The organism is Mesoflavibacter sp. CH_XMU1422-2 (assembly GCF_037029245.1).
Taxonomy (GTDB): Bacteria; Bacteroidota; Bacteroidia; order Flavobacteriales; family Flavobacteriaceae; genus Mesoflavibacter; species Mesoflavibacter zeaxanthinifaciens.
This window is the reverse complement of sequence record NZ_JAYMEE010000001.1, coordinates 79,010-92,806: the sequence shown is the minus strand read 5'-3', so window position 1 is coordinate 92,806 and position 13,797 is coordinate 79,010. Positions and strand designations below refer to the sequence as shown.

General features: G+C 32.8%; 10 protein-coding genes. 2 read left to right on the top strand and 8 right to left on the bottom strand.

What is annotated here, in order from left to right; all coding sequences use genetic code 11:
- Window positions 1-73 precede the first annotated feature (73 nt).
- Window positions 74-1,981: an ABC-F family ATP-binding cassette domain-containing protein gene (locus tag WA340_RS00435; RefSeq protein ID WP_106676816.1), complete on the bottom strand. Its 1,908-nt coding sequence runs from the start codon at window positions 1,979-1,981 to the stop codon at window positions 74-76.
- An 87-nt stretch (window positions 1,982-2,068) separates the two neighbouring features.
- Here WA340_RS00435 and WA340_RS00430 point away from each other — a divergent pair, with 87 nt between their 5' ends.
- On the top strand, window positions 2,069-2,455 hold the full coding sequence (locus WA340_RS00430) for a DUF983 domain-containing protein (protein WP_027880543.1): 387 nt from the start codon (window positions 2,069-2,071) through the stop codon (window positions 2,453-2,455).
- Between the two features lie 146 nt (window positions 2,456-2,601).
- Here the strand turns inward: WA340_RS00430 and WA340_RS00425 are convergent, their stop codons facing one another.
- The 7 genes from WA340_RS00425 to topA all read right to left on the bottom strand — a co-directional run bounded on the left by WA340_RS00425 (window position 2,602) and on the right by topA (window position 12,188).
- Entirely contained in the window at window positions 2,602-3,651 is a 1,050-nt protein-coding gene (locus WA340_RS00425) for an NAD(P)/FAD-dependent oxidoreductase (protein WP_336126827.1), read from the bottom strand.
- A 76-nt stretch (window positions 3,652-3,727) separates the two neighbouring features.
- On the bottom strand, window positions 3,728-4,627 hold the full coding sequence (gene porN / locus WA340_RS00420) for a type IX secretion system ring protein PorN/GldN (RefSeq protein ID WP_027880541.1): 900 nt from the start codon (window positions 4,625-4,627) through the stop codon (window positions 3,728-3,730).
- 32 nt (window positions 4,628-4,659) lie between these two features.
- Window positions 4,660-6,222, bottom strand: coding sequence for a type IX secretion system motor protein PorM/GldM (gene porM / locus WA340_RS00415; protein ID WP_336126826.1), 1,563 nt, complete (start codon window positions 6,220-6,222; stop codon window positions 4,660-4,662).
- 54 nt (window positions 6,223-6,276) lie between these two features.
- A complete protein-coding gene (porL, locus tag WA340_RS00410) occupies window positions 6,277-6,912 on the bottom strand; it encodes a type IX secretion system motor protein PorL/GldL (RefSeq protein ID WP_304141838.1) in 636 nt (211 codons plus the stop codon).
- 68 nt (window positions 6,913-6,980) lie between these two features.
- Window positions 6,981-8,342 carry a type IX secretion system lipoprotein PorK/GldK gene (gene porK / locus WA340_RS00405; protein ID WP_244906262.1) on the bottom strand — a complete coding sequence of 454 codons (1,362 nt, stop codon included), beginning with the start codon at window positions 8,340-8,342 and terminating at the stop codon, window positions 6,981-6,983.
- A gap of 168 nt (window positions 8,343-8,510) precedes the next feature.
- Window positions 8,511-9,677 carry a formimidoylglutamase gene (locus WA340_RS00400; protein ID WP_336126825.1) on the bottom strand — a complete coding sequence of 389 codons (1,167 nt, stop codon included), beginning with the start codon at window positions 9,675-9,677 and terminating at the stop codon, window positions 8,511-8,513.
- Window positions 9,678-9,683: 6 nt separating this feature from the next.
- On the bottom strand, window positions 9,684-12,188 hold the full coding sequence (gene topA / locus WA340_RS00395; RefSeq protein ID WP_336126824.1) for a type I DNA topoisomerase: 2,505 nt from the start codon (window positions 12,186-12,188) through the stop codon (window positions 9,684-9,686).
- Window positions 12,189-12,343: 155 nt separating this feature from the next.
- Here topA and miaB point away from each other — a divergent pair, with 155 nt between their 5' ends.
- On the top strand, window positions 12,344-13,789 hold the full coding sequence (gene miaB, locus WA340_RS00390; protein WP_304141832.1) for a tRNA (N6-isopentenyl adenosine(37)-C2)-methylthiotransferase MiaB: 1,446 nt from the start codon (window positions 12,344-12,346) through the stop codon (window positions 13,787-13,789).
- Window positions 13,790-13,797 lie beyond the last annotated feature (8 nt).

Genomic DNA, 13,797 nt, shown 5'->3' with positions numbered 1-13,797 from the left:
AGTTATAAATCTTAAAACTACAAAACTAGCTTTTAGATAGATGTAACTTTCTTAAAAATTTCTTAAAAAGAGACTAACTAAGCGACTCTAATTCAATGGTAATAGCTTCCCAAGTTTCCATAAGTTCTGATAATTGATCTTTTTTTGCTTGGTAGTTATCAAAGAAGTTTGGCTGCGCAATAACTTCATCATAATTTGTTGCTAACTCTACATCAATTTCTTTAATTTCTTTTTCTAATTGATTGATTTTAGCTTCTGTATTACTCAGTTTATTATTTAAAGATTTTAGTTTCTTTTGGTCTTCGTAAGATTGCTTATTACTTGCTTTTGGCGATTCTTTTTCTACGGTACGTTTTTCGACTTCACGTAAATTTTCAACATTACGTTGTTCTAAATAAAAATCGATATCACCTAAATATTCTTTGATGTGTTGATCTTTAAATTCGAAAACTGTATTGGTCAAACCTTGAAGAAAATCTCTATCATGAGACACCAATATTAATGTACCTTCAAAACGTTGTAGCGCATCTTTTAGGACGTTTTTAGATTTAATATCTAAATGGTTTGTTGGCTCATCCATCACTAATACGTTAAAAGGCTGAAGCATTAGTTTTGCTAAAGCAAGACGATTACGTTCGCCTCCAGAAAGTACTCGTACGTACTTATCTACTTCTTCGCCTCTAAATAAAAACGACCCTAAAATATCACGTACTTTACTACGGTTAGATTCGTTAGCGGCATCAATCATGGTATCTAAAACAGTTTTACTTCCGTCAAGATACTCTGCTTGATTTTGGGCAAAGTAGCCTATTTGTACGTTATGACCTAGTTTTAGGTTTCCATCGTGTTCAAGATCACCTACAATTATTTTAGCTAACGTAGATTTACCTTGTCCGTTTTGTCCAACAAAAGCGGTTTTAGCATCTCTTTCGATTAACAAGTCTACTTCACTTAAAACTTGCTTTTTTCCGTAGCTTTTAGATACGCTGTTAGCCTCTACAACAACTTTACCTGGCGTTACCGATACAGGGAAATTTAAGGTCATGACGCTATTATCATCTTCATCAACCTCAATAATATCCATACGGTCTAGCTTTTTAATTAAAGACTGCGCCATAGTTGCTTTACTAGCTTTAGCACGGAATTTTTCAATTAGCTTTTCGGTTTGCTCTATTTGCTTTTGCTGATTTTTTTGAGCTGCTAATTGTTGTGTTTTAATCTCATCTCGCAAGACTAAATATTTACTGTATGGTTTTGGGTAATCGTAAATTCTACCTAAAGAAATTTCGATAGTACGATTGGTCACGTTATCTAAAAACATTTTATCGTGAGACACTATAACTACTGCACCAGAATAGTTGTTTAAAAACCCTTCTAACCAAATAATAGACTCGATATCTAAGTGATTTGTTGGCTCATCCAATAACAAAATATCGTTGTTTTGGAGTAACAATTTTGCAAGCTCTATACGCATACGCCAACCACCAGAAAATGTATCGGTTAGCTTATTAAAATCTTCACGTTTAAATCCTAATCCTTGTAATATTTTTTCGGTATCTCCTTGATAGTTGTAACCTCCAATAATTTCGTATTGGTGTTGAACTTCGTTTAGCTCGACCATTAAATCATGATAGCTTTCACTTTCATAATCGGTACGTTCAGCTAGTTGTGTGTTTATGGTTTCCATCTTAGCTTCTAAAGTTTTTATTTCTTCAAAAGCTTGATAAGATTCTTCTAATACTGTTCTACCAAAAACAAAGTCAATATCTTGTTTTAAAAAGCCAATTTTTATATCCTTATCTGTTGCTATTTGACCAGAGTCAGGCTCCATTTCTTTGGATAAAATTTTAAGCATTGTAGATTTTCCTGCTCCGTTTTTACCTATAAGTCCTACCCTATCGCCACCATTAAGTTTGAAGGTTATGTCTTCAAAAAGATATTCACCTTGAAAAGAAATAGATAAATTATGAATATTGAGCATATATTTGTGACTTTTGTTACTTATAATTTTACCAAGAAACTTTAAATTTGTGTTTCTTAAAACCAATTGCAAAAGTACACAATTATTATGTTTAAAAAAGGCTCTAAAATATACTCTATTATAACTGGCGCATGCCCAAAATGTCAAGAAGAATCAATGTATGAAGATCCTAATCCGTACAATGTTTCAAAACTATTTAGCATGCACGAGCGTTGTAGCAATTGCAATACAAAATATAAAATAGAACCATCGTTCTTTTACGGTGCAATGTATGTTAGCTATGCAGTTGGTATTGCTTTTGGTGTTGCTGCTTTTGTTATTAGCTACCTTTTTATTGGGTCGTCTTTAAAGACTGCTTTTATAGCTATTGTTGGCGCTTTAATTGTGTTTTATCCTGTAATAGTAAGACTTTCTAGAAATATTTGGATTAATATTTTTATGAGCTACGATAAAAAATTAGCCAAAAAAAATTAATTTTTGGGCGTTACCTTTATCCTAAAAGTGTTTAGAATAAAGGTCGCGTTATCCACTATATCTTTTTTTTTATGGATCACCTAGCGTAGTCGCAATTGATCCATAAAAAAAAAGGATGCCGTTACTACCGCTAACGCAACTATCTACTATGTATTGGCAAATCTGCTAATATTAATCTCATCATCTAAAGGCATATCATTTTCGATGTGATTAAAAAGCTGTTTTGCAATGTAAGGTCCAATCATAACACCTCTTGTTCCTAAACCATTAAGCACAAACATATTTTTATATTCTGGATGAGCGCCAACTAATGGTCTTCTATCTTTAACCGTTGGTCTTATTCCTGCCACTTGATCTATAACTTCAAAATCGCATTTTAAAAAGGTTTTAAGCTTATTTAAAAGCTCTTCTTTCGCTTTTTGGGTAATATTATTAGTTTTATCAGTCCACTCATAAGTAGCTCCTACAATGTATTGATCCTTTTCTTTTAAAGGAATTAGAAACGCACTAGACTTAAGTACATAATCTAATTTTAATTTTGGAGCTTTTATAATTAGAAGTTCGCCTTTTGTTCCATTAAGCGGTAGATAATTAAAAAATGGATTTTGTTTTAATCCAAAACCTTCGGCAAAGACAATATGTTTTGATTTTATAGTTTTATAATGTATACCTGATGGATTTACTTCTAATTGATTATGGTTAAAAGTTTCGTTACAATAACTATTTAAACCTTGTAACCAGATTTTATAGTTATCAATTAAAGTAATGGTATCTATTTTTCCGGTTTCTAAAACTTCGCCTAATTTAAAATCAGCATCAATTTCATCATTTTCATTAGTAATTAAATTAGTGTTTAAAAAAGGTTTTAAACCGTCTTTATCAGAAGCTTCAAACCAATTGTTTTGCTCTTCTAATGAAGTGAAACGTCTTCTTACTGGTATTTTATAATCTAATTTTACATCAAGTCTATCTTCAATATTTTGATAGGCTGGGATAGCTAAATCTAATTGCTCTTTACTTTTCCAAACTTTTGAGAATCGTTTTAAAACTACCGGATTATACAATCCGCCAGCAACTAATGATGATTGTTGACTTTGATCATCAAATACAATAAATGACTTTTGGTTAGAATATAGTTGTTCACAGAAAGCTATTCCCGCTAAACCACAACCAACAATTATGTAATCTACTTCCATAGTGCAAAGGTAATAAAGGGTATAAAAAAACGCTCACTAAAATAGTGAGCGTTTTTAAATATTATTTAGTTACTTATTAGTAAGACCACATGTCTAACTCAAAGTTTCTAATTTTTTCTTTAATTCTTTCAGATTCTAAAAGTTGCATTAAAGCATTTTCTGCAATGTATTCTTTTACTTCTCTATCTCCATAAACGTTTTCTTCTTTATAAATAATACCATTAAAACGTCTAGAATTTAAGATATGATCAAAAGTAAAAGGCATAGCACTGTTTTTTGTGTTGAATGCTTTTGCTTCGTGTAAAACATCTCTTGCATCTGGATAGAAAATCCAGAATAATGGAATTGGCTCGTTGTTAGCAGGATCGTCAGAGTCGATAAAGTTAACATCTGGAGCAGCTGGTGCAATTGCAAGAATACGATATTTTAATTCGCCTTGACGCTTGTCAAAATACCATAAACCTTTGATTAAGTAAGCAGATACATTGTAAGCAGAAATTGTTCTCTTAATAATGTATTCTGGATCTACATAACCATCTGCATTTAACTGATCGTAACCAATATCCATTGTATCAATAGATGTTCTAATTTGAGCAATCTCTTTTTTAGTCTTCTTTGAAGTAAAATAAGAGTCTGTGTAAACGTCTTCAATTTTATTTTCGTCTACAGCTTTCATTAATGCATCAAATAAAGAACGTCTATCACTACCAATATTATTTGTATCTACTGGATAGTATAATGGAAAGTTTACACGCTCATCTAAAACCACTTTTTCCCAAGTCATTTTAGCAAACATAATATCTCTATCATCAACATAACCGTATTCTAAAGGTTTGTCGTTATCTAAAGCTTTTTGTTCTTCTGTTCTAAACCCAATTTGATCTGGATCTTTTGCATTAAGAATGTTAGCTTGTGCATTTACTTGAGCAGTAAAAACTACTCCGAATACGATTGCTAATAAAGATTTATAATTCATCTGAAAAATTTTAAAATGTTAATCAATTATGATTAGTTTGCTAACTCAATTACGATAGCTGTTGCCGGCTTAATTTTTACGCTTGAATTAGCTTTTGACGAAATGTCAAATATTTGGATTGCCTCACCACGCTTAGCTTTTCTTAACGCTGCTTTAGCTTGTCCGTTTAATTTATTACCAGATACTCTTACTGTAGCTTCACCTGGAACTTTAAATTTGAAACCAGTTACTGTTAACGGTAAATCAAAATCAAAGTCTTCTAATTCTGCTTTAATAGTACCTATTTCTACGTTGTTTCTTGGTAAAGAACCAGAAGACATACCTGCGATCTTACCAGTTGGCTTAGGAATATCTTTAATTCTAAATGTTTTACTATCTCTAGCTGAAGAACCATCGTCTAAGGTAGCTGTAACATTAATAGTTACTTCTTTACCTCCACCTGGACTCATAACATATTTACCAACACCTGAAGTTTTAGATAATCCATTACCTGATGCTTTTACTTTATTATCTGGCACACCAGCAAATGAAATTGTCATTGGGTTTGGTACACCACGGTAAACAACATTCATTTTGTCTGCAGATATAGTTGCAGAGTTAGGTCTTGGTACAACAACATAGTTTCCTTTGATGTCAATTTCTAATGGTTTACCATCTTCTAAGAAAGTAAATTTACCATCAATTTCGTGCTCACCAACATTACCTACATTAAAGTCTAATCTAGCAGCTCCTGTAGAGTCGATAGCGTTTGATAAATCTATTTCTTGACCAGAAACTGTCATTTTTGTTGGTACAACGTTAGCATACTTTCCTAAAACTACACGTCCTTGGAATTTTTCACCAGCAAAGAAAGCTGATTTATCTGCTAATACAATTGCTTGATAATTCTTTAATGATGTAGCATCACTAACTAAGTTACCTAAAAACCCATTATAAATGTTAGTTTCAGTAGCTTTAACATCATTTTGCATAGCTGTTAACTTTGTGTAAGAAGCAATAGCTGGGAAACCTTGAAAGTGATAGTTTAACCAATCAACTTTTTTACCATCATTGTTTTCTACTTTAGCTGTGCTAAAACGCTCTTCAAAGCTAGTAATAACTGGTTGCCATTTTCCTTCGTTAGGAATAACAGCTTTAATGTCTGCTTTGTACTTTTCTATTCTGTCAACGATCTCTTGACCTCTTTTAGTTAATCTGTCTCCAGTAAACCAATGCTCATCAAGTTTGTCTCCCTTATCCATTTCTTCGTAAGGTAACTCTCCTGCTTCCATTTCGTAACCTCCTAATTTTACAATGTCTTTAGCTTTTACATCATCTAAAAACTTGTAAAACTCGTCTGATATAATACTGATTTGTTTAGCTTTCTCGTTAGGTGCAGCAAATTGTTCTGGCTTTTCTTCAGCTTGTGTTTCTAACTGTCTTAAAATACCATCGTTTGAATTTGCAGCTAACTCATTAGCTCTATCAAATTTTTGATCCATTAACCCGAATGCAGATAGTACCTCTTTCGACATTGTCATTGCAATCATCGAGATGAATACTAAGTACATCAAGTTAATCATTTTCTGCCTTGCAGATAATTTTCCTCCTGCCATTTCTAATTAGTTTTTTCTTTTTTAATTATTAAATAAATTGAGACTAATTACTAATTAGTTTTTTGACATTGCAGATAACATTCCACCGTAAACTCCATTTAATGAAGATAAGTTAGATGCTAAAGATTGCATTTGCTCTTTTAATTTAGCAGCATTTTCTACAGTCTCTTCGTTAATTGAAGCTTGACGACTAGCAGCTTCCATTTGAACTTTATATAAGCTGTTTAAAGACTCCATTTGAGCAGCAGCTAAAGACATTTCTTCACCGTATTTTTTAGTTGCAGCAACAGAATCTACTGTTGGAGCGATACCTTTTGCAGCACCTTCAAAGTTTTTAATGCTTTCTCCTAAGCTAGCCATTAACTCACCGTCAATTTTAGCTTCTTTTAATAAGTTATCTAATTTTTTAGATAATAAACCTTCTGCATCTTTAGGCTCTTCAGTTTTTGCTTTCTTACCAGTTGATTGTCCTCCTGCTAATTCTGGATAAACTAATGACCAATCTAAATCTGCTTGAGATTTTTCGAATGCAGAAATTATAAATACAATAGCTTCTACAATCATACCAATTGTTAAGATTAACGAACCATAAGGCCAGTGTTGAATTTTGAATAACGCTCCAATAATTACAATTGCAGCTCCTAGTCCGTAGACCATATTCATTGTTGAGATTTTTCCTTTTTGTGCCATAATTTCTAAGTTTTAGTTTTTTGTCTACTAGTGTAGGTTATTATAATTTAGTTAAGTTGTTTAGTTTATTATTTTCTTGCATTGGCTGTTACATCTGTACCCATGTAATCTTGAACAGTTCTAAAACCAATGTAACTTCTTGCAGAGTCTGCGTATTCGTAATCTCTAGAACTTACTTGTAAAAAGTAAGCTACATCTTTCCAAGATCCACCTCTAACTACTTTACGTTTATTGTTAGGATCGTTTACACTTGGATTGATAGTTGATGCGTATTCATAAGAACCTGGATCATATGATGAATCTACCCATTCTGATACATTACCAGCCATATTATATAAGTTGAAGTCATTAGGCTCATAGGCATCTGCTTCAACAGTATATAATGCTTGATCAGCCGCATAGTCTCCTCTTAAAGGTTTGAAGTTTGCCATAAAACAACCTCTGTCGTTTTTAGCGTAAGGTCCTCCCCAAGGGTAAGTAGCAGCTTGTAAACCACCTCTTGCAGCATATTCCCACTGAGCTTCTGATGGTAATCTATATCTAGCCACAAAATGTTTACCTCTTCTTTTTCTTTCTGCATTGTGGTATAGTGTTCTCCACTCACAAAAAGCTTTAGCTTGTTGCCAAGAAACACCAACTACAGGATAATCGCTATATGCGTCATGCCAAAAATAGTCGTTGTGCATTGGCTCGTTATAAGAGTATGCAAAATCTCTAATCCAAACAGTTGTATCAGGATAAATTTCTACCTCTTCTTTTACTATAACGTCTTTACGTCTTAATTTTTTATTTTTTGCAGCTTTTGCAATATCCATATAAGAATACTGAAATTTGAACTTAGTAACATCCCAAGTTCTTTGTCCGTTGTAAGATTCTTCTAAAGGAAGATACATTGTATCCATTACTTCTACGTAGTATTCATCAGGATATTCTGCTGTATCAAAAATTAAATCTACATCATGATTTAATTTTCTACCTTCATAACCAGTTTCTCCTAAACCACTGTAGTTATCGTACATATATTGCTCGTACGGAGTCATATTTTCTGGATCAGCGTCTTTGAAAGCAAATTCTCCTATTCCTCCACTACCAGGAGTTTCTCCTACCTCATCAGCTAAGATTGCTAATTTGGTACGAATTGTTGAGTCACGTACCCATTCTACGAATTGACGATACTCACTATTAGTGATTTCTGTCTCATCCATATAGTAAGATGCTACAGTAACTGTTTTAGCAGGTGCATCTTGGATACCAGCCAAATCATCGTCGGCTTTACCCATAATAAAGGCTCCACCAGGTATTAAGGTCATACCGTAAGGCTTTTCTGGATGCCATTTTTTTCCTTTAACACCAACTAGCTGTCCTTTGTCTTTAGACCCACAACTTGCCAATAGTGCGAAAACCGCTGTTAGTAATACAAACTTCTTCATATTCATAGAAAACTCGAGGTTAATTTTATACTCTTAAAATTTTAAGAGCGTAAACATATTTATATATTTTTTAAAAAACAACTTTTTAATGTAAAAATATCACGTTTTATCGTCAAAATTTAACATTTGAACGGTATAAATTTACACTTAATCTGATTTTTCACTCACTTAAACGCTATTCTTGTAATAAGCTTTGAACCAACGATTTGGTATTTTGTCATTACAGGCATCTAAATAATCTTGATGCGTGCATGGTAATAACGTATGCTTTTTTAATTTATTATTAACATTTGATAAAAATGGAATTTCTATCCACCATCGCCCAGTTTTAACGCTTTTATAAAAGATTAACTCATGAGAGTCAGCTAAGGTAATAAATTTTTGATGACTTTTATCATCTGCAAAGTTATCATCTTGGACTCTGCAATTTACACCTTCTATAAAATACCAAACCATCTGAGAGATAAGCATTGATGTTATTTCATCATCTGTAGATGGTTTGTATTCATAAATTCCAAAACTACTCACCTTATTGCTTATACCTGCATATCTTGATACTGCACAGATCTCTTTTCCATCTAATCCATTAGGAGACACTTTTTGCCTTAAACTTACTTCTGCTGCTTTTAACACTCCTAAATCAATAGATACAATATTAGCATCTCTCATTACAGGTTCTACCAAAGTAATATCATTTGATACTTCTCCTAATCTGTAAAACTCAAAATGAAGTCGCTCCATTAAGTCAATTTCTTCTTGACTATTAAAATAGGTTTGGTAACCTACAGTTGCGTAGTTAAATAAATTGTAAGGTTGATCTATAATAATTTTACCTACAAAGCTATTATTCTTTATTGGTTTGGAAGAGTCTCCTAAGTCAAAAGCACGATCTACATTTACCACGTTTACCATTGGCATTAAACTATCGTAAGCACGATAATTAGCGTAGGTTAAATCTTGGCTTCCTCCTATTATTATAGGTATGATTCTTTTTTGAATTAAGACTGAAAGTGTTTCTTTTAAAGCAAAGTAAGTATCTTCTATGCTTTCACCTTTTTGGATATCTCCTAAATCTGCTATGTTGGTTGACCAACTTCCTGGAAAGAGCGAGTATAAAGATTTTCTAATTTCATTTAAATTAAAATCTTCTCCTATATAGTTTATATCATTTCTATTTTCTAATACTCCAAGTATTACAATATTAATGTTATCTAAATCAGGAATCCCGTCTTGTTCAGTGTGAATTTTAATTTTTCTTCCTAGACTAAGTGGCGCTAGTAATTGGTTATGCGCTAAAACTGTATCTGGTACTGGTGAAAGAAAGTTAAAATTCATTATATATTATTTCTTTTTTGCTGTTGTTTTTTTCTTGGTCGTTTTCTTTTTTGATGCTTTTTTCTTAGGTGCATTCTTTTCTATTAGATCTTTTACCTCTTCTAAAGTTAGTGCAGCAGCATCTACTGTTTTTGCTAACTCTATTTTAGTTTTACCCTTTATTATATTGTGTCTGCCCCAACGTGCTTTTTCTACACGTATACCTTCATCTTCCCAATTATGTACTACTTTATCTATTTCTTTTTGAATTTTCTCATCAATAAGCGTTTCAATATCTTCTGTAGTTAAATTGTCCCAATCGTATTTTTTATTTACGTTAATAAACATACCGTCCCATTTAATAAACGGTCCAAAACGTCCTTTACCTTTTGTTACGTCTTTACCTTTATAATTATAGATTGGTGCATCTGCTTTTTCTCTTTCTTTAATTAACTCTATTGCTTGATCTAACTCGACATTTAAAGGATCTTGTCCTGCTGGAAGAGAAATATATTTTTTACCAAACTTAACATATGGTCCAAAACGACCATTATTTACTTCTACTTCTTCCTCTTTATATTTCCCTAAAGATTTTGGAAGCTTGAACAAATCCATTGCTTCTTCAAAAGTAATTGTATTTAATTGTTGATCTGGTCCAAGACTTGCAAAAGTTGGTTTTTCTTCATCATCTACTGTACCCATTTGTACCATTGGTCCAAATTTACCTAAACGTACACTAACTTGCTTTCCTGTTTTAGGGTCTTCTCCTAAAATACGCTCTCCTGATTCTCTATCTGCATTTTCTTTAACATCTTCTACTACTGGATGAAACTTATCGTAAAAAGTTTTCATCATCTTTTTCCAATCTTCTTTTCCTTCTGCTATATCATCAAACTGGTCTTCTACTTTTGCTGTAAAGTTATAATCTAAGATACTCTCAAAGTGATTAACCAGAAAGTCGGTAACTATCATACCAATATCTGTTGGCACTAATTTTCCTTTATCAGATCCAACTTTTTCGGTTAGTTTTTTATCTTCAACTTTTCCTTCTGTTAAGGTTAATTGCGTGTATTCTCTTTCTACACCTTCAACCGTTCCCTTTTCTATATAATTTCTATTTTGAATAGTAGAAATTGTTGGCGCATATGTAGATGGTCTACCAATACCTAACTCTTCTAACTTTTTAACTAACGAAGCTTCTGTGTAACGGTAAGGCGGACGTGTATAACGTTGAGTTGCGGTAATATATTTATTTAATAAGGTTTCGTTTACCTTCATTGCTGGCAACATTCCGTCTTGCTCTGTATCTTCGTCATCTGTTCCTTCTAAGTATACCTTAAGAAAACCATCAAATTTAATTACCTCTCCATTTGCTGTAAACGTTTGGTCATGTGTATCTGCCTCAATTTTAACGTTTGTACGTTCTAGCTGTGCTTCACTCATTTGTGATGCAATTGCACGCTTCCAAATCAATTCGTATAAACGTGCTTGATCACGATCAATATTAACGCTATGTCTTGAAAAATCTGTAGGTCGTATAGCTTCGTGAGCCTCTTGAGCACCTTTAGTTTTCCCTGTAAAATTTCTTTCTTTACTATATTCTTTACCGTAGGCATCTACAATTTCTTTCTCTGCTCCTTTTCTTGCTTCGTCAGATAAATTTACACTATCTGTTCTCATATAAGTAATTAAACCGGCTTCGTATAAACGTTGTGCCATAGTCATAGTTTTACTTACTGAGAAGTATAATTTACGTGACGCTTCCTGTTGTAGCGTAGATGTTGTAAACGGAGCTGCTGGAGATTTTTTTGCAGGTTTTTTTGTTAAATCTGCAACTTTAAAATTAGCAGTCGCATTTTTTTCTAAAAAGGCTAAAGCTTCTTCTTTTGTTGAAAAAGTTTTAGGCAATTTTGCTTTAAAAGACTGTCCTTCTTCGTTAGAAAACTCAGCATCAATTCTGTAAGATGCTTCTGGTTGAAATTCTTGAATTTCGCGCTCACGCTCTACAATTAAACGCACAGAAACAGATTGCACACGACCAGCAGATAAACCTCCTTTTACTTTACGCCATAACACTGGAGAAAGCTCGTAACCCACAATTCTATCTAAAACACGTCTTGCTTGTTGCGCATCTACTAAATCGTAATCTATTTTACGCGGGTTTTCAACCGCTTTCATAATAGCTGTTTTTGTAATCTCATGAAACACAATACGTTTAGTTTTTTCTTTATCTAAGCCTAATGTTTCAGCAAGATGCCATGCAATAGCTTCTCCTTCACGATCCTCATCACTTGCTAACCAAACCGTCTCGGCTTTTTTAGCTAAGTCTTTTAATTTTTTTACTACCGCTTTTTTATCGGAAGAGACTTGATATTTTGGCTCAAAATCGCCATCAACATCAACACCAAGTTCCTTTGAAGGTAAGTCTGCAATATGTCCAAAACTAGATTCTACTTTAAAATCTTTTCCTAAAAATTTCTCTATAGTTTTTGCTTTTGCAGGTGACTCTACTATTACTAAATTCTTCGCCATTCTTTGATTTTTGTGAGTGCAAAGGTAAATTAAAAAAAATTTATCTACCTAATTTTATAATTTTTACCATAATTTAACTAGCTGTCAGATTGTCATATTTTTAAATTAATCGTACCTTTGCATGCTTATTGAGTAGCAGTATTTCAATATTATATATGGAAAAAACAATAGACGAAAAAAAACAAGGCGAAACGTTAGTTATCCCTTCTAAGGCAGAAAACAACAAAAAGCTTTTTATAGAAAGCTATGGTTGCTCTATGAATTTTAGCGACAGTGAGATTGTAGCTTCAATACTTCAAAACGAAGGTTTTAATACAACACCACATTTAGAGGAAGCAGATTTAGTATTGGTTAACACATGCTCTATACGTGATAAAGCAGAACAAACTGTTAGAAAACGCCTTGAAAAATATAATGCAGTAAAAAAGATAAACCCAAAAATGAAGGTTGGTGTTTTAGGCTGCATGGCAGAACGTTTAAAAAGTAAATTTTTAGAAGAAGAAAAAATAGTAGACCTTGTTGTTGGTCCAGATGCTTATAAAGATTTACCTAATCTAATTAGTGAAGTAGAAGAAGGTCGTGATGCAATAAACGTAATACTATCAAAAGAAGAAACATACGGAGATATTTCACCAGTGCGATTAAACAGTAATGGTGTAACAGCTTTTGTAAGTATTACACGTGGTTGTGATAATATGTGTACATTTTGTGTAGTTCCATTTACACGTGGTAGAGAACGTAGTCGTGATCCTCAAAGTATTATTGAAGAAGTAAATGACTTATGGACAAAAGGCTATAAAGAAATTACTTTACTAGGTCAAAACGTAGACAGCTACCTTTGGTATGGCGGCGGACTAAAAAAAGATTTTGATAAAGCTAGTGATATACAAAAAGCAACAGCTACAGACTTTGCAAAGTTATTACAACTTTGTGCAGAAGCGCAACCAAAAATGCGAATTCGTTTTAGTACATCTAACCCGCAAGACATGCATATTGATGTCATTAAAACTATGGCTAAGTATGATAATATTTGTAATCATATACATTTACCAGTACAAAGCGGAAGCGATCGTATTTTAAAAGCAATGAATAGATTACACACTCGACAAGAATATTTCACTTTAATAGATAATATAAGAGAGATTATTCCTGGTTGCGCTATTAGCCAAGATATGATTGCTGGTTTTCCTACAGAAACAGAAGAAGACCATAAAGATACTTTAAGCCTAATGGAGTATGTAAAGTATAATTTTGGTTACATGTTTACTTATTCTGAAAGACCAGGTACATTGGCTGAACGTAAATTAGAAGATGATGTCCCTGAAGACGTAAAAAGTAGACGCCTTGCTGAAATTATTGAATTACAATTAAAACACAGCGAATATAGAACCAAGCAATTTTTAAATACTACTGTAGAAGTTTTAATAGAAAAAGAATCTAAAAAATCTAACCAACATTGGTCAGGTCGTACACCTCATAATATTGTATGTGTATTCCCTAAAGGTCAATTTAAAGTTGGAGACTTTGTAAACGTAAACGTAACAGACTGTACAAAAGCGACATTAATAGGTGAAGCTATTGGGTTATCTATAAACAACTAATAAAAACT